This is a genomic window from Veillonella intestinalis (assembly GCF_943192895.1).
Lineage (GTDB): Bacteria > Bacillota > Negativicutes > Veillonellales > Veillonellaceae > Veillonella_A > Veillonella_A intestinalis.
Window position 1 is genome coordinate 11,966 of sequence record NZ_CALPCB010000006.1, and the last position, 21,685, is coordinate 33,650.

At 38.2% G+C, this 21,685-nt stretch carries 13 protein-coding genes; 4 read left to right on the top strand and 9 right to left on the bottom strand.

Annotated features, from left to right (window positions below; genetic code table 11):
• Positions 1-86 precede the first annotated feature (86 nt).
• The 4 genes from NFR27_RS05660 to recQ all read right to left on the bottom strand — a co-directional run bounded on the left by NFR27_RS05660 (position 87) and on the right by recQ (position 5,857).
• A complete protein-coding gene (locus NFR27_RS05660; RefSeq protein WP_251442499.1) occupies positions 87-2,534 on the bottom strand; it encodes a Tex family protein in 2,448 nt (815 codons plus the stop codon).
• A 3-nt stretch (positions 2,535-2,537) separates the two neighbouring features.
• The gene (locus tag NFR27_RS05665) at positions 2,538-3,029 is read right to left on the bottom strand and encodes a dihydrofolate reductase (protein WP_251442502.1); all 492 of its coding nucleotides are present in this window, start codon (positions 3,027-3,029) and stop codon (positions 2,538-2,540) included.
• Entirely contained in the window at positions 3,029-3,820 is a 792-nt protein-coding gene (locus NFR27_RS05670) for a thymidylate synthase (protein WP_251442505.1), read from the bottom strand. Before NFR27_RS05670 ends, NFR27_RS05665 begins: the two co-directional genes overlap by 1 nt.
• Before the next feature lie 183 nt (positions 3,821-4,003).
• Positions 4,004-5,857 (bottom strand): DNA helicase RecQ, encoded by a 1,854-nt coding sequence (gene recQ, locus NFR27_RS05675; protein WP_251443266.1) that lies wholly within the window; start codon positions 5,855-5,857, stop codon positions 4,004-4,006.
• Positions 5,858-6,144: 287 nt separating this feature from the next.
• Between recQ and NFR27_RS05680 the strand changes: the two genes are divergently transcribed.
• Positions 6,145-6,963 carry a sulfurtransferase gene (locus NFR27_RS05680; RefSeq protein WP_251442508.1) on the top strand — a complete coding sequence of 273 codons (819 nt, stop codon included), beginning with the start codon at positions 6,145-6,147 and terminating at the stop codon, positions 6,961-6,963.
• Between the two features lie 164 nt (positions 6,964-7,127).
• Complete coding sequence (gene putP / locus NFR27_RS05685) at positions 7,128-8,609, top strand: sodium/proline symporter PutP (protein WP_251442512.1); 1,482 nt, start codon at positions 7,128-7,130, stop codon at positions 8,607-8,609.
• A 263-nt stretch (positions 8,610-8,872) separates the two neighbouring features.
• Here the strand turns inward: putP and NFR27_RS05690 are convergent, their stop codons facing one another.
• From NFR27_RS05690 to nifJ, 4 genes are all read right to left on the bottom strand, one after another.
• Positions 8,873-10,471 carry a YadA-like family protein gene (locus NFR27_RS05690; RefSeq protein ID WP_251442516.1) on the bottom strand — a complete coding sequence of 533 codons (1,599 nt, stop codon included), beginning with the start codon at positions 10,469-10,471 and terminating at the stop codon, positions 8,873-8,875.
• Positions 10,472-10,606: 135 nt separating this feature from the next.
• Complete coding sequence (locus NFR27_RS05695; RefSeq protein WP_251442519.1) at positions 10,607-12,235, bottom strand: YadA-like family protein; 1,629 nt, start codon at positions 12,233-12,235, stop codon at positions 10,607-10,609.
• 338 nt (positions 12,236-12,573) lie between these two features.
• Positions 12,574-14,133 (bottom strand): WG repeat-containing protein, encoded by a 1,560-nt coding sequence (locus tag NFR27_RS05700; RefSeq protein ID WP_251442521.1) that lies wholly within the window; start codon positions 14,131-14,133, stop codon positions 12,574-12,576.
• A 425-nt stretch (positions 14,134-14,558) separates the two neighbouring features.
• Entirely contained in the window at positions 14,559-18,089 is a 3,531-nt protein-coding gene (gene nifJ, locus NFR27_RS05705; protein WP_251442524.1) for a pyruvate:ferredoxin (flavodoxin) oxidoreductase, read from the bottom strand.
• 603 nt (positions 18,090-18,692) lie between these two features.
• Here nifJ and NFR27_RS05710 point away from each other — a divergent pair.
• Entirely contained in the window at positions 18,693-19,622 is a 930-nt protein-coding gene (locus tag NFR27_RS05710) for a LysR family transcriptional regulator (RefSeq protein WP_251442527.1), read from the top strand.
• Positions 19,623-19,627: 5 nt separating this feature from the next.
• Positions 19,628-20,101 carry a hypothetical protein gene (locus tag NFR27_RS05715; protein WP_251442530.1) on the top strand — a complete coding sequence of 158 codons (474 nt, stop codon included), beginning with the start codon at positions 19,628-19,630 and terminating at the stop codon, positions 20,099-20,101.
• Between the two features lie 92 nt (positions 20,102-20,193).
• Here NFR27_RS05715 and NFR27_RS05720 read toward each other — a convergent pair whose 3' ends face one another.
• Positions 20,194-21,522: a CitMHS family transporter gene (locus NFR27_RS05720; protein ID WP_251442533.1), complete on the bottom strand. Its 1,329-nt coding sequence runs from the start codon at positions 21,520-21,522 to the stop codon at positions 20,194-20,196.
• Positions 21,523-21,685 lie beyond the last annotated feature (163 nt).

Sequence of the window (21,685 nt, forward strand, 5' to 3'; positions counted from 1 at the left end):
TCAGAAGATTGAAAATTTTCTAATTTAGCTATCTTATTCAGATACCCTAATAAAATATCAACGAATTTTCTTATTAGTGTAGTATACTACTTTTTCTTACTATACACAATAGTAATATTATTGTTTACAAAAGGAGCTGGCTCGTTTCGTTTTTGTTGACGACGATTTTGTTGGTTCCTTTGCTTATTATTCTGCTGATTGTTATGACGTTGACCCTTGCGCGGATTATGTCTTTCATTGTCATGACGTGAGCTCTGCCCTTCACGGCTATCCCCTTGTCGACGCGGACGATTCGCTTGACCTGATTGGTTTCCCTCTCTTTGAGTCGACATTTCCCCTTTATGGGTTTTCTCTTTATCACGCAAGGACTTCATAGATAAACCAATACGATTTCGCTCTGGCTCAACAGAAATAATTTCTGCTTCAATAATATCACCTACAGCTAACACATCTGAAGGATGTTCATTACGACGACAGAATTCACTACGATGCAATAAACCATTCACTTTAAGCCCAAAATCAACAAAGGCGCCAAAATCAACTACATTATGTACCGTTCCTTTAACAACCGTACCTACCTTTACATCTTCCAAACTCATTACATGTTTGCGTGTCATCGGTGCCGGTAAATCTTCACGAGGATCACGGCCTGGCTTAGCTAGTGCTTCTAAAATATCGCGCACAGTCGGTACGCCAGCCTCTAAATTAGCAGCAATCGTTTCAGCATCCACAAGAGCTAATTTTTCGTGAAACTGTGCTAACGTTGCTTTATCATTTAATTCATCTAAAGTAAAACCTAAATCTTTAATAATCGTTTCCGCTAATTCATAGGATTCTGGATGAACCGGCGTATTATCCAATGGATTTTGACTATCTTTAATACGCAAGAAACCGGCACATTGTGTAAATGCCGCTGGGCCTAAACGTTTCACCTTCAATAATTCCTTACGATTTTGGAAGGTTCCATTATCCTTACGATAGGCCACAATGTTATTGGCTACAGCACTACTAATCCCTGCCACATGTTGCAAAATTGCTGGTGATGCTGTATTCAATTCAACCCCAACATGGTTAACTACCGTTTCAACCACTTGATCTAAGGTGGCACTTAATTGTTTCTGATTGACATCGTGCTGATATTGCCCTACACCAATTGATTTAGGATCAATTTTAACAGATTCTGCCAACGGATCTTGCACCCGCCGTGCTATTGAAACAGCACCACGAATGGATACATCTAAATCTGGCAATTCTTCAATCGCTAATTTGGAAGCCGAGTATACAGAGGCACCCGCTTCATTAGTAATAATATAATGGCAATCTAATTGCTCCGCTTCAATTAATTGTGAAACAAATTGTTCCGTTTCATACGAAGCTGTCCCATTGCCAATAGAAAGCAACGTAACCTTCCATTTACGAATGCGATTGGCCATATCAAGCTTAGCCGCTTCCTTACCTTTTTCACCTGATGTTAGATGATAGATTCCTTGATCTAATACATTTCCTTGCGCATCAATAATTGCCATTTTACAGCCCATACGATAGCCTGGGTCAAGGCCCATAATCACATGGCCTGCCAATGGTGGCTGCAATAATAAATTGCGCAAATTAGTACCAAATACTTTGATTGCTTGCTCATCTGCATTTTCTGTCAAAGTCTTACGAATTTCACGTTCCATAGCAGGGAAAATAAGCCGTTTATAGGCATCAGCAACAGCCGCTTCCTTATAGGCTACTAAACTTGTAACCGCTGGCACTGGTAATTTACCAATCATATAGACAATATATGTATCATCAGGTGCGACTAAGCTCACCTTCAACACGCCTAACTTTTCGCCACGATTAATAGCTAGAATACGGTGAGACGGCATTTGATGAATTGGTTCTTCATGATCTTCATACTGTAAAAATCCCTGACGAACTTCTTTGTTCTCATCCGTTTCTTCTACTAACACCGCTTTTACTTTGCCTTCTTGCCAAATGGCTTCACGTAAATATGCACGGAAATCAGCTCGATCGCTCACATCTTCAGCTACAATATCCATAGCCCCCTGCAAAGCCGCTTCCACAGTCGGTATTTCTTCTGAAAGAAACGGTTCAGCTAATGTTTCAGCACTAGCAACTGGATTATCAGCACTCTCGCTTAACATCAGCGTAGCCAATGGTTCTAACCCTTGCTCACGGGCAATAGAAGCACGAGTTCGCTTCTTAGGACGATATGGTAAATACAAGTCTTCTAATTCTTGTAATTTCATAGCCCCTTCAATCGCAGTTGCCAATTCAGGCGTCATCTTTTCTTGTTCAGTAATAGAGCGAATAATTTCTTCACGACGTTGCTCTAAATTACGCAAATATTTAATGCGTTCTTCGATCTCACGAAGTTGTTCATCTTTTAACTCGCCGGTCTTTTCTTTACGATAACGGGCAATAAAAGGCACTGTATTGCCTTCATCTAATAACTCGACTGCCACCTTAACTTGCCACCCTTTAACCCCTAACTCAGTAGCAATATATTGGGACATTTTTTCTAACATGTACTACTCCTTCCGACGATACGTAACAAAACTAAATGGCCAAGGATTTTTCTCATCCACTTCACCGGCTATAGATTCTACCACTTCAAACTGATTTAAATCAATAGTAGGAAAATGTGCATCCCCTTCAAACTCTTGATCAATCTCCGTTACATACAGAGTTTCTGCATATGGCATAAATGACTCATACATCTGAGCGCCGCCAATACAATAGGCTACTTCTAATGCCTCCGCCGCCTTTACGGCTTCCTCTGGCGAATGAAATACGCGAACCCCTTCATACGGTGGATTATAATCAGCTTGTCGTGTCACAACCCAATGTTCTCTATTAGGTAACAAAAATGGTAACGACTCTAAGGTTTTACGCCCCATAATAATCACATGACCAGTGGTTAATTTTTTAAAATACTGCAAATCCTTAGGCAAATGCCAAATCAGTTGATTATCTTTGCCAATTACGTTATTCTTTGCTTTCGCCACAACCATTGCTAACATTATACGGCCACCTCCATTGGTAACTTGCCTAAATGTTCATAGCCTTCTAATTTCACATCTTCAGCAGTAAAATCATAAAATGTTTGGACTTCCTCATTAATCCACAAACTTGGAGCTGACTTAGCTTCACTGCGACGAGCCAACTGTGTTTGTAGCGCTTCTACATGATTTTCATAAATATGTGCATTATTGATAATATGTGTAAACTGTCCTAGTTTCAAACCACTCACATGAGCAATCATACACACAAGAGCGGCATACTGCGCCATATTAAAAGGAATACCTAAGCCCATATCGCCACTGCGTTGTACGAGCATACAGTTTAAGCGGTCCCCAGCCACGTCCCATAAGGTCTCATAGGCACAAGGCTGCAAAGCCATATCCGGTAAATCTTCAATATTCCAAAGGGTTACAATCATACGACGACTTTGAGGGTCCGCTTTGAGCATCCGCAATAAATTATCCACTTGCTTGTATTTAGCCAATTGGTAGCCATAAGCTTTGCCAATAGTCCCATCTTCACGCATCCACTCGTCCCATACATGAACGCCCATAGCCTGTAATTCTTTTACATCATTGCTTTGTTTTTGCCAAATCCATAAAAGCTCTTTCACCGCCGTTTTAAAGGCTACGAATTTTGTAGTTAGAATAGGAAATTCTTTACTCAAATCAAATTGCATCACTTGATGAGGCAATTTATACGTTGGCACACCTGTACGATTATTGGCATAATACCCATCTTTTAAAATTCGTTCCACAATGGCCAAATATTGATCATCAGCGTAACTCATGAGAACCTCCTCAGTTAAAGTAACATACATTGATATTAGAACAACAATAAGTATATTAAAACAACAATTAGCATATTAAAACAATAATTAACACATTAAAACAATAATAAGCATATTCAAGATAAAGTATATCAGAACAATATACGTCTACATTAAAACAAAAACAAAATAAAAATTTAGTAACTAACCTTCTTTTGAAAACGCATTAATTACCTTTAAAAAGGATAAACCAAAACGTTGTAATTTCGTTTCCCCAATCCCTTTAATTTTATACAAATCAGCTAAGGTTTGCGGTTTCATAGAAGCCATATCTATTAGCACCGTATCAGGAAAAATCAAATACGGTGGTACTTTTAATTGGGCACTTAATTCTTTACGATGTTGGCGTAAAGCTTCAAATAAGTTTGGTTTATTGGAGTTAACCTTATGCATTGCGCCCCGTCGACTGAAACGGCTATCACCATTAGAACTTACGCCCCGTGGCCCATCTGGTCGCACAGTGACTAACTGACGCCGCACTTCCGTAACCTTAGCACTGCCATCAAGCACCGCTTCACCAGCCGGCGTAATACTCAAAATTGGATATTTCCCAGTCGCACAAGCTAAATAACCAAGTGATGTAAATTGTCTAATAAGCCCCTTTATATCTCGGTCCTCCATATCCTGCAAAGCACCAAATACAGCGAGTCTATCCCAACCATACCGCACAATACGGTCTGTACGATTACCACCTACAATATCGGTAATCATTGCAGCACCATACCGTTCTTCTGTATCTAATACGGCTTTAAAAATATACCGCGCTTCTTTCGTTAAATCTCGTAATGCCCCCTTATGCTGACAAGTGCCACAATTATCACAACGGGACCATGCAACGGTTTCACCAAAATAAGTAAGCATGTATTTTCGCAAACAATCACTGGTAAAACAATAATTAATCATTTGTTGTAGCTTAGACATTTCAATACGCCGTCTATCAGGCTCATGAACGGATTCATTAATTAAATATTTATGAATCATCACATCACGACCACTATATAACAATACGCATTTCGAGGCGCCACCATCACGCCCTGCACGACCAGCCTCTTGATAATAACTTTCCATATTGCGAGGCATCTGATAATGCAATACATAGCGCACATTACTCTTATCAATCCCCATGCCAAAGGCACTGGTGGCCACCATAACTTTCACTTTATCATAGGCATATCGCTCTTGTTGTAATTTACGCACTTCGTCACTTAAACCAGCATGATAATAGCCTACTTCTACACCACGCTTAGCTAATTCACCATACACTGTTTCTACATCTTTACGAGTCGCACAGTAAATAATACCATTCTCCTCACTATGCTGTGCAACAAATTGAAGTACATACGGCAACTTTCGTTCTGGTTGAACCACTTCAAAGGAAAGGTTTGGTCTATCAAAGCCCGTCACATGAACTGTTGCCTCTTGTAAACCTAACAAGCGTTTCATATCGGCTTCAACTTCACGCGTAGCACTGGCTGTAAAGGCCCCAATAACAGGTCGTTTGGGCAATGTATCAATAAATGGTGCAATCAACTGATAGGACGGCCTAAAATCATGGCCCCACTGCGATACGCAGTGCGCCTCGTCTATAATAATTTGTTCAATAGGTAATTCTTTCAAAAAATTCTGAAACCACTCTGAACTTAATCGCTCTGGTGCTAAATATAATAATTTAACCCGATTCGCACGCAAAGCTCTTAATATTTGAGTTGACTCATCTTGCTCTTGAGTACTATTTAGATAGGCCGCCGGAATTTTTTGCATACGTAATCCATCAACCTGATCCTGCATAAGAGAAATAAGGGGTGAAAAAACAACAGTCAAACCACGTTTCAATAGAGCAGGTATTTGAAAACAAATTGATTTCCCTGCCCCCGTTGGCATAATCGCTAAAATATCTTTATTCGCAAGAAGTGAAGCTACTGGCACCTCTTGGGCAGGACGGAACGTGGCATACCCAAAATAATGTTGTAGTGCCGCTTCAGCAGCAGGGTGAGCCATACGATTCACATCCTCTCTCAATACTTTCACAATAATTATTTCATAACAGTTATTTTATGTATCATATTATTTTACCATTATTTCTAAAAAATTACACTACCACTCTATTTCCAAACACTGCACTATAGGAAATTAAACCTATAAAAAATTACACGAGTCCCCTAATATCTGTTACAATAGAAGATATAAATTCTATAGTATCTAACACACCTAAACAACACCTGCCTAACTTGTTGTAGATTAGATACATTTACTTCCTATAACAGATTATATAAATGAGGTTATATATGAAACATTTTATTACACCCGCTGAATTAGCAGCACAAACAAATAATTACATTATTTTAGATATCCGTGGTCAGCAAGCCTATGAGCAAGCACATATCCCAAATGCCTTTGTCCTTGATGTAACTAGCGATTTATCAGGGCCAGTTGCAACGCATGGTGGTCGCCATCCCCTACCTAATTTTGATATATTGGCTAATAAATTAGCGTCTTTTAGCATCACCTCTGACAGTCAAGTTGTTGTCTACGACTCTTGGTTATTTTTAGCCGGTCGCCTTTGGTGGACATTAAAATACATGGGCTTAACCGATGTTAAAGTCTTAGCCGGCGGCATTGAACGCTGGGCTCGTGAAGGATTCCCGCTCACCCAAGATCCTACACCACTACCAGCTGAACCTAGTACATTTAACTACACCCTACAATCACATATGATAATGACCCGTGATGAAGTGTTACAAAGTAGCATAGAGCAAAGTCATATTATTGTAGATGCTCGTGCACCTGAACGATATACGGGCCGTGAAGTAGATACTATGGACGGTATGACAGGCCATATACCTACTGCCATCAATCACTTCTGGGCTAATGGCTTTGACGCTAACGGTCCTTTAACACCTGAAGCTTTGAAAGAGCTTTTTAAAGATATTACTACCACTGATAAACCTATCGTCACTTACTGTGGTTCTGGTATCACTGCTTGCTTAACTATGCTAGCAATGGGTGAAATTGGTATCGAATCAGCCTTATATGTAGGTAGTTCTAGTGATTGGGTCACCTACCCTGATTTCCCTATCCAAACAGGCGTTGAAAGGCTTAAATAAAGTTAATTTTTAGCTATACTTATAGATTTTATAGTTATTTATTTCTCATTTTTTGCACTTTGCCTAATATTTCTATAGAAATCTCTAATTCTGTGTAGTAGTATAGCTTGTTTTATGATAAAATATAACAATATATCTATAATGAAAAGGGGGTGCATCTACGTATGCACACACAGTTTCCGATTATCATAGCCTTTGCAATTTACTTAGGCCTTATGATGTACATCGGCATCTATTATTATCGCAAATCACGAAATTTAAGTGATTACATTCTAGGGGGCCGTAAACTAGGGCCTTGGCTCACTTCAATGAGCGCCGAAGCATCTGATATGAGTGGTTGGATGCTCATGGGTTTACCTGGTTTTGCTTACAGCACTGGCATTTCAGCTATTTGGATCGCCTTAGGTCTCGCTGGTGGCACCTGGCTCAATTGGGCCTTTGTATCAAAGCGACTTCGTAATCACACAGAGGTTGCCAACAACAGTTTAACAATTCCGGATTATTTAAAAAACCGATTCCGCGACACGTCAAGAATTTTACCGATTGTATCTGCTATTTTTATTATTATCTTCTTCTTGATTTATACATCGTCCGGTTTCGTCGCTGGGGGTAAATTATTTACTACAATTTTTGGTTTGGAATATACAACCTCACTCCTAATTACAGCCGGCGTAGTTATCTTTTACACCTTCTTAGGTGGCTTCTTAGCCGTAAGCTGGACTGATTTAATTCAAGGCACTATGATGTTTTTTGCTATTTTAATCATTCCAATTACAGCTACCATTATGTTAAATGGTCCTGTTAATACAGCTCACTTAATTGCTACTGAGTTTCCTCAAGGCTTATCAATTTGGGGACCTGAATCAGATACGTTTGCCTTAACAATAGGTATTATTTCTTCCTTAGCTTGGGGCCTTGGCTACTTCGGCCAACCGCATATCTTAGTGCGTTTCATGGCAATATCTGATGCACGCGAGTTAAAAAAAGCTACTAACATCGCTATGGTCTGGGTTATTATTTCTCTAGTAGCGGCTGTTATTGTCGGCCTTGTAGGTAAGGTATATCTGACAACACCACTAGAAGGGGCTGATGTGGAAAAAGTATTTTTAGTAATGAATGAACAGCTTTTCCCACCATTTGTAGCTGGTCTCATTTGGTCCGCTGTACTAGCTGCCATTATGAGTACAGCCTCTGGCCAATTACTAGTAACAGCCTCTTCAGTATCACAAGACTTGTATAAAAATATTGTAGGGCATCAAACCAGTGACCGTGAACTCGTATTAATTAGTCGTATTACCGTTCTTATTATTTCTGCCATTGCCCTTTGGCTAGCATTAGATCCTAACAGCTATATCTTAACCATGGTAGCCTATGCTTGGGCTGGTTTTGGAGCTGCCTTTGGTCCAGCTATTCTACTCTCCCTCTTCTGGCGTCGTATGACTTTGAAAGGCTGTGTAGCTGGCGTTATTGTAGGCGGCTTAACCGTTCTAATTTGGAAACAATTTGCTTGGTTTGGCTTGTATGAAATTGTTCCTGGTTTCATCTTATCAACCTTAGCTATTTATGTGGTAAGTCTATTAGATGCACCACCATCCAAAGAAATTACTGATGAATTTGATGCAGCTCAACAAATGCATATTTTGTAAGATATATTGATTAATTAAATATACTTATATATACCAATAACAAAAGAGGCCCTAGGGCCTCTTTTTACTATTATCTATTGTTAGAGGAATAATAAAAAGGCTGTAGCTCACTAATCGTGAACTATAGCCTTTGTTATACTTCCATATAGTATATACATTTACCTTCACATATATTATAGTTAATCCGTTCATATAATATATGAATAAAATAATACTCTGCTATACGAATTCTTATTTATCAGTATTCAGTTACTAATACAAAATTATCGAGCTGCTAATAATGCTTCTAATTTTGCTAAACGTTCATTTAAAGCAGCATTTTCAGCTTTAACAGTATCTACTTCATTAGCTTTTGCTTTTAATACTTCAATATCTTTACCTTGATCTTCTAAAGCAGATACTAATTCAGCTTTAGATAAACCTTGGTATGGAGAAGAATCGCCAAAGCGGAAGGATAAACCTGCATTGTACATGTTTTCAGAGTTACCTACAGCAGTAGCAAAACTGAACATTAAGTTTTCATTTGGGCGATAGAACGCACCAAGAGCAGCTGCCTGTTCATTTTTATATGCACCAAAACCTGCAGCAAATGTCAATTTGGAGTCATCATCAAAATCAAGTGGATGTAAACCTGCTAAAGCTGCGGCACCAGCACCAATTTTATTTACACGAGTACCTAATTTGTCTACGCGATTATTTAAGCCAGAAATAGCCGTGTCATGATTGCTTACACGATCTGTCAAGTCATTAATAGCGTTGGTGTTATTAGTTACACGGCCATTAAGGTCTTGAATAGAATTTGTGTTGTCAGATACGCGATTATCTAAATCCTTAATTTGATCTGTATGTTCTTTAATTGTTTGGCCTTGATTTTCTATATCAGTTTTAATATTGCTGATTTCTGTAGTATTATTATTGCCTGTATTCTCAATATTACCAATTTTTTCTTCTACTACAGTCACACGGCCATCTAATGCCGCTACTTTCCCATCAACTAAAGTCAAACGATTGTCTACAGATTTAAGCTGTGCTACGTTTACAGCATCAGTATCGGCACTACCAGCTGCTACATTAACAATTTGACGAGTAGATAAACTATTACCTACTGATACTGCACCTAATTGTCCTTTTACTGTATTAGCAATTGCTTTTTTGTCCGTATCAATTGCTTTATCCGCAGCATATACTTCACTATTTGAATAATTAGCCTTCGCACTTGTTGTAATAATATCTGTAGCTTTATTATTTATTAATTTACTACGATTCGCTACTGAATAACTGCCTAGAGCAATAGCATCTGTTACGCGGTTCGTTTTAGTTTCTAACCCAATAGCAACTGATCTTAAATTAGAACTTGCATTAGAACCTAAAGTTATACTCTGTAAACCAGCCTCTGAATCTTTACCAATACTAATGCCTTCCTTGCCATTATTAAGCTTCACACCATTACCTAAAGCTATACTATCCATTGCATTTGCCTTTACATTAGTGCCTATAGCAATAGTATTCATCCCATACGAAACATCAGAGCCTAAGCCCACACCATGGCTAATCGCATAAGAGCCTGCTGCTACACGATTACCAATAGAAATATTTTCAGTATGCCGACTATTTCCTGTATCGCCAGCATCACTAGTCGATACTTTATTACCAATAGCTATACCACGATCTTCAGCAATTACATCATTACCAATCCCAATACTACTGTTTTCTGCCCGAGAATTGTTACCAATAGAAACTGTACCCTCTTGAGCTGTTGCAGTACTCCCTAACGTTACAGCATCTGCCTGTGCCACTGTCATAACACTCACAGCTAATAAACTAGATAGAACTAAACTCTTTAACACTTTTTCCTTACTCATTTTAAATCCTTTCTACCTCTAAATATAAACTATACTCAAATACTTCTTTTTAACGAATAAATTATCTCACATTATAAAAGAATAACCTTATCAACTGTAGCTTTAAAATTATCTCTATTTAATTATTTACTTCTATTATTTAGTAGCTAATAAAGCTTCTAATTTCGCTAAGCGTTCATTTAAAGCAGCATTTTCTGCTTTAACAATAGCTACTTCACTAGCCTGTGCTTTAATTTCTTTTCCCTGTTCTTCTACAACAGACACTAATTCAGCTTTAGATAGACCTTGGTATGGAGAAGACTCGCCAAAGCGGAAAGATAAACCTGCACTATGCATATTTTCAGAGTTCCCTACTACAGTAGCAAAGCTAAACATTAAATTTTCATTTGGACGATAGAATCCACCAAGAGCGGCTGCTTGTTGATTTTTATATGAGCCAAAACCTGCAGCAAATGTCAATTTGGAGTCATCATCAAAATCAAGTGGGTGTAAGCCTGCTAAAGCTGCAGCACCAGCACCAATTTTATTTACACGAGTACCTAATTTATCTACGCGATTATTTAAGCCAGAAATAGCAATATCATGATTGCTTACACGATCTGTCAAGTCATTAATAGCATTAGTATTTTTAGTTACGCGGCCATCAAGATCACTAATCTGAGACGTATGTGTTTCAATAATCTTACCTTGGTCCTCTACGTCTTTTTTAATATTGTTGATTTCTGTAGTATTAGCATTACCTGCACTCTCAATATTATCAATTTTTTCTTCTACTACAGTCACACGGTCACCTAATGCGTCTACTTTCCCATCTACTAAAGTCAAGCGATTATCTACAGATTTAAGCTGTGCCACATTTACAGCATCTGTATCAGCACTACCAGCACCAACATTTATTATTTGACGAGTAGCATCAGCCTTACCTATTGATACTGCACCATATGACCCTTTTATTGTAGCGACTATTGCATCTTTATCAGTTCTACTTGCAGCATCATTAGCATAAACTTGCGTAATTTCTGGATTCGAACTTGTTATGACCTTAGTATTCCCCTTATTAAGTATTCCTTCTCGATCAGCTACTGATGTCCCACCCAAAGCGACTGAAGCCTTAACAAGTGCCTGAGCATAAGTTCCCAAAGCAACCCCAAAGTTATCAGATTTAGCTTGATAGCCTAATGAAGCTCCCGCATTTTTGCCACTGTCAGACTCTGCGCCAACGGCAACACCATAGAACACAGATCTAGATTGTGCACCAATAGCAACGCCGGAAAAATCAGCATTAGCTTCAGTACCTAATGCTGCTGCTAATTTACCACTAAATGTTCTTGCACCAATAGCAATACCTTGATCTCCACCCGTTTCATTTGCTCTTGCATTATTACCAATAGCTATCGCATCTGTACTACCAGCAATAGTCTCGCTGCCTATAGCCACTGCCTGTTTCCCATAAACAACATCACGCCCAATACCGATACCATGACTAATGGCAGTAGCTCTTGCCTCAACTCGATTACCAATTGAAATATTCTCATGATGTAGACTTACATTTTTACCATCATTCTTGGTTCCATTATAAACTTCATTACCAATAGCAATACCACTATGGCTTGCATGAGCTTCATGACCTACGGCAATACTTTTAGCATCCTTAACAGTAGCTGTATCTCCTAATTTAACATCATCTGCCTGTGCTACTGTTATAACACTTACTGCCAATAGACTAGATAAAACTAAACTCTTTAACACTTTCCTCTTACTCATTTTAAATCCTTTCTACCTCTAAATATAAACTATACTCAAATACTTCTTTTTCAACAAAACAAATTATAGCACATTCATTTTATTTTTAGCAATATCTTTTTATATTTTTTTCATCTTATTTTAATTTATAATCCTAATATATTAAAGGTCATAATATTTTAATAATGACACTTAATTCCATTATTTTAGCCATTTTAAATAAAAATGTATTTAATACAATATTAAATAAAAGAAAAAATAGACTATCATTTTTAATACTGATAGTCTATTTTTTCATTTAATTTTAAGTTTTAAAGCCAAATCTATATTCGATTTATTAATTTACAAATACATCATACCTATCGCATCAACATCACACTTTTTCCAGTAGGAATTACAAAATTAACATCTTTATAAATTGGTTCTACTATCCATTTACCAGTCGTATCCATAACCCCCCATTTACCATCTACACGAACTGCAGAATAATAGGCAAAGAAATTAGATGCATCTTGTATTGCTATATCTTTCGCTTCAAAAACAACTTGCCCTTCACGATTAATAATTTTATAACCTGTAAAGCCATCGCCAAGTTCAGAATCGCCTACTACCCAAGCGAAACCTTCTGCACCAAATCCACTATGCAAGGAAATTTTAGATAGTCGGAATACTTCCTTACGAGTTGGTTCTATTTGATAAACTCGCTTACCATCTGCTGCCGTAGCCACTACAAAACCATCATTCATAAAATCAACATCTTCGTAGAGGAATGGCAATATCTGAGTATTTGTTAAATAATTCATGACACCTCGTTTTTCAGTTGTTTTATCTTTAAAAGCAATGTAAGGATCATTTAAATTGATTTTTTCTAAAGCATAATCACCATAAGGAATCAAGAAATTTCCCTTACGATCAACGACAGCTAATTTTTTATCATTTTCAATAATCGTACCAAAAGGCATCATTGGATATACATGGTCTAATTTGCTATCAATGACTACGTTCCCATCACGGTCAATATACCCCCGTTTGATTTTATCTCGTACAACTGTAACACCACTATAGAAGTGGTTATGACGACCGTAGTCCCAAAAATCATTATAGCCATAACCAACACCTAAGCCAACTCCATCAGGACCAACATTGATACCAATCCCTGCACCATGACTATTACCAATACCGGCTAATGCTACCCCTGCAATAGCGCCTAGTAAACTAAAACCAGATGCTTTACGCTGAATTTCAGCTAAACCGTCATAATAAGGATACACATAGTCAGCATCAACAGTAAATAATTCATTGCCACTGCTATCAATAGCTACAGGGGCACCAGATTTACTTTTAACAAAGGCTCTATCTTCTCTAAAATTAGTAAGAACATTTTTAAATTGAGGTGCAATAACAACATCATCATTTATGTCTTTAAAGCCATATTTCTTTGTCTTCTTGTCTTTAAATGGGATATATCCATCTGAAACATAATTAATATCTTCCTCAACAGCAGGCACATCTAGTTTAACACCAATATAGCCGTCATCTTCCGCTTTAGGATTATTAAATACTATAATATGTCCGTTTTCACGAGCCGTGACGCGCTTATATTTTGGTTCAACTAAAACTTGCCCCTTTGTATCAACAAGACCATAACCTTCTTTAGTTTCTACAATCGCCATAACACGTTGTTTATCTTTTAATTGTGCAGGATCCTCTCCTTTTACAGCACTATTTTCAATGGCAACACCATTGTTAGGAATAGTAGCAAATACATTCCCATCTTGCACAAACATTACATCCTCACTTTGTAAGGCTGAATTAGGTAAATAATTAATAGACTCTGTAATTATGGCATCACTATGGCCAACGCAAAAAGAACATACCGCAGCAACCAGTAAAGTCTTCGACCGCTTTGATAATTTCATACAATACCCTCCTCTAATTCTAGCAAAATAACTTTTAATACTCACTTAATACATACTTAGGTGCTCCTGAATACATATCTAGCACACGCTTAATATATATTGAACACATACTTAATACGTATGTAACACACGCTAAATACATATCTAGCACCTTAACACATACTTAACTCTGCGCTAACGTTCACTGTATTCACTTAACTTTTATTAGTTACTCATATTATAATTGTTGATTTTTAAATTGGCAATTATCTTATTTAACAGCTAATATTGCATCTAAAAATAATGAAATTAATATAAAAAACCGCAAGGCATCTATTGATACCTTGCGGTTCTACTAGCCCGTACTTATGCCTCTTGACCATCATGGTCGATACCTTACTTCATTGTAAGATTAGCAATAACTACAGTCTACATGTTTATTTGAATTATTGTACTTCGTCAAAACCTTTTTGAAGACGAACGTAGGATTTACGACGTTCAATAGCATCTTTTTCAGTTTTTTCGAATAATTCTTCTGCCATTTCTGGAGCAGCTTTCTTCAAGGAAGCATAACGAACTTCGTTCATTAAGAAGTCGCGGAAGCTTTCGGTTGGTTCTTTGGAATCCAAGCTGAATGGGTTCTTACCAGCTTCTTTAAGAGCTGGGTTGTAACGGTAAAGATCCCAGTAACCAGAAGCAACAGCACGACGTTGTTCTTCCTGAGCATTACCCATACCGCCTTTAATACCATGGTTGATACATGGAGCATAAGCGATAATTAAGGATGGACCTGGATATGCTTCAGCTTCAGTGATAGCTTTCATTAATTGGTTTTTATCAGCACCCATGGAAACTTGAGCTACATATACATAGCCATAAGTCATAGCCATCATGCCAAGGTCTTTCTTCTTAGTACGTTTACCAGAAGCAGCGAACTGAGCTACAGCAGCTGTATGAGTGGATTTAGAGGACTGACCACCAGTATTGGAGTAAACTTCAGTATCGAATACAAATACGTTGATGTCTTCGCCAGAAGCTAATACATGGTCAAGACCGCCGAAACCGATATCGTAAGCCCAGCCGTCACCACCGAAGATCCATTGAGAACGTTTTACTAAGTATTGTTTCTTAGCAAGCATTTCTTTAACTTCTTCAGTTTGTTCAGCAGCTTCTAATTCTTTTACTAATTCAGCTACGCGTTCACGAGAACCTTCACCTTGGTCTTTGCCTTCGATCCAGTTTTCGATAGCTGCTTTTAAGCTTGGAGCTGCTTTTTCAGCAACAACTTGTGCAGTTTCAGCTAATTGAGCACGAACTTTTTGTGCACCAACGAACATACCATAGCCATATTCAGCATTATCTTCGAACAAGGAGTTGCCCCATGCAGGACCTTGACCTTGTTGGTTAGTAGTGTATGGAGAAGCTGGCATGGAAGCACCCCAGATAGAGGAACAACCAGTAGCATTTGCAATCACCATGCGATCACCAAATAATTGAGTGATTAAACGAGCGTATGGAGTTTCACCACAACCTGCGCAAGCGCCGGAGAACTCAAGAAGTGGAGTTTCGAACTGGCTACCTTTTACAGTGTCTTTCTTCATTGGGTTAGCTTTTACTGGTAATTTAACTGCATAGTCCCAAGTTTCAGCAAATTCCATTTCGCCATCGATAGGACGCATTTCAATAGCTTTGCCTTTAGGAGAAGGACAGATATTAACACAGTTGGAGCAACCTAAGCAATCAAGTGGAGATACAGCAATACGGAATTGAAGATCTTTAGCACCAAGAGCTGGGATTGCTTCGAAGTTATCAGGACCAGCCGCTACTTCTTCAGCTGTAGCTAATACAGGACGAATTGTAGCATGTGGACATACGAACGCACATTGGTTACATTGGATACAGTTTTCTTTAATCCAGTGTGGAACGAATAAAGCAGCACCACGTTTTTCATAAGCAGCTGTACCAGCAGGTAATGTACCATCTTCGAAACCAGCAAAGGAGCTTACTGGTAAATCATAACCAGCTTGAGCATTTACAGGTTTACAGATGTTTTCAACATAGCTTGGGCAAGATGCACAACCTGGTTTTTCTTCTTTAGCTGCATTGTCAACAGCATCTTTCCAAGAAGCAGGTACATCAATCTTAACAAGCGCGCCAACACCTTTGTCGATAGCAGCATTGTTCATGTCAACAACGTTTTGACCTTTTTTACCGTATGTTTTTTCTACGGAGTCTTTAAGGTATTCAATAGCTTTATCAACAGGAATGATATTTGTCAATTTGAAGAATGCAGCCTGACAAATCATGTTGATACGACCACCTAAGCCGATTTCACGAGCGATTTCAGCAGCGTTGATGATGTAGAAGTTCAATTCTTTTTCAGCAATTGTACGACGAAGGTTTGCTGGTAATTTTTCTTCTAATTCTTCAGGAGTCCAAGTACAGTTCAAGAGGAATGTACCACCTTTTTTGATACCACGAAGAAGGTCATATTCATGAACATAGGACTGACGATGACAAGCAATGAACTCAGGTTCAGTTACAAGGTAAGGTTTGTTGATTGGAGTCTTACCAAAACGAAGATGAGACATTGTTACGCCACCAGATTTTTTGGAGTCATAATCGAAGTATGCTTGAGCATACATATCAGTGTAGTCACCGATGATTTTGATAGCGGATTTGTTAGCACCTACAGTACCGTCAGAACCGAAGCCCCAGAATTTGCAGCCAGTTAAACCTTCAGCTGTAATGGAAACGCCTTCAGCGCGTTTTAAGGACAAGTTGGTAACGTCGTCTTCAATACCTAATGTAAAGAAGCGTTTAGGAGCATCAGCTAACATGTTATCGAATACAGATACAATGTCTGCAGGGATAACGTCTTTGGAGCTTAAACCATAACGACCGCCATATACTTTAGCGTTGATATCGTTTTGTACTAAAGCAGCCTGTACATCTAAGAATAAAGGTTCAGCCAAAGCACCTGGTTCTTTCGTACGGTCTAAGACAGCAATGCGTTCTACTGTTTTAGGTAAAGCTGCTACGAAACGATCAGTTGCGAATGGACGGAACAAGTGAATTTTCACTAAACCAACCTTACGGCCTTGTTTGTTTAAGTAATCAACAGTTTCTTCTACTACTTGGCAGCTAGAACCCATAGCTACGATAACATCAGTAGCGTCTGGAGCACCTACGTAGTTGAATAATTGGTAGTTACGACCAGTTAATTTGTTGATTTCAGCCATGTAGTGTTCTACTACATTAGGAACTTCAAGGTAGAATGGGTTAGATGCTTCACGATGCTGGAAGTAAATATCAGGGTTTTCTGCAGTACCACGAGTTACAGGCGCATCTGGATTTAAAGCACGTTTACGGAATTCTTCAACTGCTTCCATATCTACTAATGGTTTTAATTCTTCATAGTCAAGAACTTCAATTTTTTGAATTTCATGAGAAGTACGGAAACCATCAAAGAAGTTGATGAATGGTACGCGTGTTTTAATAGCTGTTAAGTGAGCTACTGGAGCAAGGTCCATAACTTCTTGTACAGAAGCTTCGGAGAGCATTGCACAACCAGCGGCACGAGCGGCCATAACGTCTTGGTGGTCACCAAAAATGGCTAATGCGTGAGCGGCAAGAGCACGAGCTGCTACATGGAATACACCTGGTAATAATTCACCAGCTACTTTATACAAGTTTGGAAGCATTAACAATAAACCTTGAGAAGAGGTAAATGTAGTTGTTAAAGCACCTGCTTGTAAGGAACCGTGTACAGCAGCGGCAGCACCAGCTTCAGACTGCATTTCTACAACCTGTACTTTGTGGCCGAAGATATTTTTACGGCCAGTAGCAGCCCAGTCATCAACGTGTTCTGGCATTGGAGAAGACGGTGTGATTGGATAAATAGCTGCTACTTCGGTAAAACCGTATGCAACGTGAGCTGCGGCCTGGTTGCCGTCCATAGTTTTCATTTTACGCATGTTAAAAAAGCCTCCTTAAGCATTAAGAATGAGTTTTACACTTGCTTACCCTTATTATCTCAGGAACAAATTCCCCCGCACCTAGCGCATATCTATGTCTTAGCATGTGAATACCCTATAGTATAATGAATACACTATAGGATTTTATACTGCGTATAAATTTTTGACATACATATTGGCAAATCGCTTCTAAACTGCACTGCTTCTACTATCAAGCAACCAAGAATGTTAAAATTTAATGCATTCTTTGTCGTATTTTTCGTAAAAGCATTGCCTATCTTGCAAAAATGTAATAATATAATACTATTAAAACTATTTTGCATTTGGAGGACCTATTTCATTCCTAAAATAACAAATCGATATAGCCTCATGTCTTAATTATACAATTATAGATTGCATATAGCAACTGAAACAGGCGTATCTGAATTGCTAATTATGAGATAATAACTTGACATTTTTTCATAGGTTCTCAATATTGCGAACGTTTTTCAATAACGCTATTTTTCAACGATATTGGAGTCATTCTTTACATTACATGAGTTTAACGCATTCTTGAAAAGTAGCTTTGAGTCTTTCATATATTTTTACTAGTTGAGGTGTACTATGGATTTTCATCATTTAAAATACTTCGTAGAAGTAGCCGATCAAAAAAGTTTTAGTAAAGCAGCACGCAACTTGCACATCTCGCAATCCGCTATTAGTCGTACGATTAAAGCTCTTGAAGATGAGCTAGGTGTTGTTTTATTCATGCGTAATGCTAAATCAGTAGAATTAACTGATGGCGGTACCATCTTTTTAACTCATGCGAAACGCGTTGTTTTCATGTTTGAGCATTTAAAAACAGATTTTGAAAATGAGTTCCGATTAGAACAAGGCTCTATTCACATTGGATTACCACCAATTACAGATGCCCCTATTTTTGCTCAACTATTAGGTGAATTTAAACGTTCTTATCCACAAATTAATTTAGAATTATACGAAGAAGGTTCTAAAAAAATTGAACTTAGTGTACAAGAAGGTCTTATTGATATTGGTATTATTTGTACAAAACCAAATCCTAAAGAATTTGAGTCCTTCTATCTTACTAGCGACCCACTCTGTGTTATTTTACCGCGCGATAACCCATTAGCTAAAGAAAAAGAAATTTCCTTAGACATGTTATCCGAAGAATCTTTTGTACTTCATAAAGATGATTTCAACCTTCATGATGAAGTAGTAAAATCTTGTAAACATGCCGGTTTCCAACCTCATATTGTATTTGAAACTAGCCAACGTGACTTAATGTTACAAACAGTAGGTGCTCACTTAGCCATTGCTTTGCTACCAAGCCGTCTCTGCCCTGCCAAAGGGGAAAATACAAAAGTTGGTACTAGCGTAGCCGTGCGCCCACTAGTTCGTCCTGAAATTACTCATACATTATATGTAATTTGGAAAAAAGGTCATTATCTCTCCCACGCGTCTCGCTTGTGGTTAGATTTTGTAACCGCTAAATTACCATTACCAACTGGTTCTATTTCTGCAGAAGGGAAATAAGCATCATGAGTGAGGAACGTCCTCGCAAGTTCGAGCCTCAACCAGGCCCTAATAAGCCACCAAAAACGCTCACTAACTTATGGAAGCGCACTACAACTTGGTTATGGTTACTCATAGTTTGTATGGGCTGTTATATCGCTTATCAGCAAGCCCAAATTGATGAGCTAGCAACCAGAGTCTATGGTCAATACAATATGAGTGACATGGACAGTTTTGATTATCGTATTACTAACCTAGAACACATCAGCAATGCGCACGCCGCTCGTTTAAAAGTAGCGGAAAAAGATATTGTCCAACTCCAAAAAGAGACTAATCAGTTTCAATGGCGCCTCATACAATTAGAATGGCTTCATCCTGAAATAAAAGTACCACAAGCGGCACCAACCGTGCCCTCATTAAAAGACTTTGATAGTAATCCAGGCCAAGTTCCCTCCCCACTACAACCAGGGGAAAGTATTTTTAATGACACAACACCTTAGTATATAAAAAATAAAAAAGGTCGTAAGCAAACGAATCATACATCGTTTACTTACGACCTTTTATTATATTACTAACTCTCTGCTAGTAAAAATTATAAGTGGAACAAACCTAACATAGCACCACAAGCTAACGAAATCAAGGACATGATAAACAAACGTGGAGCACAGAATTTCAACATATCTTTAATTTCAATACCAGCTAAACCACAAGCTAAGAATGTAGTCGCTGCATGAGGCGTTACTAATACACCATAGTTTTTAGAAATCAACATAGCCATAGCCATATCTTGAGGATTTACACCAAATTTTTCACCTACACTAATAGCCAATGGAACAAGACCAAAGAAGTAGGAGTCAGTGCCAAGCAACATACCAATTGGTACCCCAAGAATACCAAAGATAGTTTGTAAATGACCACCCAAGAAATCTGGTACTAAGGTAATTAACATAGATGCCATGTTATCCATCATTTTAGTACCGCTTAATACACCTAAGAATACGCCAGATGCTAATAAAATCATAGGCATTGTTAAGGCAGTATCAGCATGCATTTTAATAGCTTTAGATTGTGCTTTTGCACCAGGGAAGTTAACAATCAAAGCAATGGCAAGTCCGAACATGAACGCACCATAAAGCGGAATCTTAGTGAAGCAAAGTAAGCCAATAACAACTAAAGTTAACAAACCATTGAACCATAACAATTTAGGACGTTTCATAGCTTCTAAATCTTCAGAAGTTACATTACCATCAGTTGGTACTAATGAAGAATCTAATAATGCAGCTTCACCAGTTGGGTTTAAACCAGCACCACGACGTTTTTCAACAATCCCCATATAAGCAGCAAACACAATTAAGATTACTAAGCCTACCCCTTGTAATGGAATTAATGCTTGCCATAAAGCATTTACATCAGCGTTTAATACAACCCCTGTACGCGCTACTGGACCACCCCATGGTACCAAGTTCATGATACTCATAGCCGCACCAATGATACATACTAAAGTTACAGGGCGAATGTGTAACTTTTTATAAATAGGAAGCATGGCAGGAATCGTAATTAACAAGGTAGATGCTAACGCGCCATCCAAATGCCCTACTACTGCGATAAGTGCTGTAGCAATGGTAACTAACATAATATTATTGCCGGCTTTTTTAGCCAAGTAATTTACCAATGGATCAAATAGACCAACATCACTCATCAAGGAGAAGTACACAATAGAGAATACGAATAATACCGCTGTAGACCAAGTTTTAGATACACCTGCTTGAATAAATGTAAAAATATCTGATGGACCAAAACCAGCAATAACAGCCATGATAATAGGCACGATTACGAAAATCGGCACAGGATTTGTTTTAGATTGGATTAATGCCCATACGATGATAACAATCATCAATAGGCCCAAAATACCTAAAAACATAGGAAAAACTCCTTTCCAACATATAAACGTTACAGACTAAAAAACTCTTGCTCATTTAACAAGCTTGCCTGTTGCACTATATAAGAAAAAGGGATTGCCGTAACAATCCCTTTTTCAAAAATACTATTAGCAATTTCAATCAAGCTTCGTAACGCTGATTCAA

Bases quoted from the DNA above. Each gene is read 5' to 3' on its own strand.
- NFR27_RS05680 (WP_251442508.1), top strand. From the start codon at position 6,145: ATGAAACATTTTATTACACCCGCTGAATTAGCAGCACAAACAAATAAT.
- NFR27_RS05690 (WP_251442516.1), bottom strand. From the start codon at position 10,471: ATGAGTAAGGAAAAAGTGTTAAAGAGTTTAGTTCTATCTAGTTTATTA.
- NFR27_RS05660 (WP_251442499.1), bottom strand. From the start codon at position 2,534: ATGTTAGAAAAAATGTCCCAATATATTGCTACTGAGTTAGGGGTTAAA.
- nifJ (WP_251442524.1), bottom strand. From the start codon at position 18,089: ATGCGTAAAATGAAAACTATGGACGGCAACCAGGCCGCAGCTCACGTT.
- NFR27_RS05695 (WP_251442519.1), bottom strand. From the start codon at position 12,235: ATGAGTAAGAGGAAAGTGTTAAAGAGTTTAGTTTTATCTAGTCTATTG.
- NFR27_RS05720 (WP_251442533.1), bottom strand. From the start codon at position 21,522: ATGTTTTTAGGTATTTTGGGCCTATTGATGATTGTTATCATCGTATGG.
- NFR27_RS05715 (WP_251442530.1), top strand. From the start codon at position 19,628: ATGAGTGAGGAACGTCCTCGCAAGTTCGAGCCTCAACCAGGCCCTAAT.
- recQ (WP_251443266.1), bottom strand. From the start codon at position 5,857: ATGGCTCACCCTGCTGCTGAAGCGGCACTACAACATTATTTTGGGTAT.
- NFR27_RS05670 (WP_251442505.1), bottom strand. From the start codon at position 3,820: ATGAGTTACGCTGATGATCAATATTTGGCCATTGTGGAACGAATTTTA.
- NFR27_RS05710 (WP_251442527.1), top strand. From the start codon at position 18,693: ATGGATTTTCATCATTTAAAATACTTCGTAGAAGTAGCCGATCAAAAA.
- putP (WP_251442512.1), top strand. From the start codon at position 7,128: ATGCACACACAGTTTCCGATTATCATAGCCTTTGCAATTTACTTAGGC.
- NFR27_RS05700 (WP_251442521.1), bottom strand. From the start codon at position 14,133: ATGAAATTATCAAAGCGGTCGAAGACTTTACTGGTTGCTGCGGTATGT.
- NFR27_RS05665 (WP_251442502.1), bottom strand. From the start codon at position 3,029: ATGTTAGCAATGGTTGTGGCGAAAGCAAAGAATAACGTAATTGGCAAA.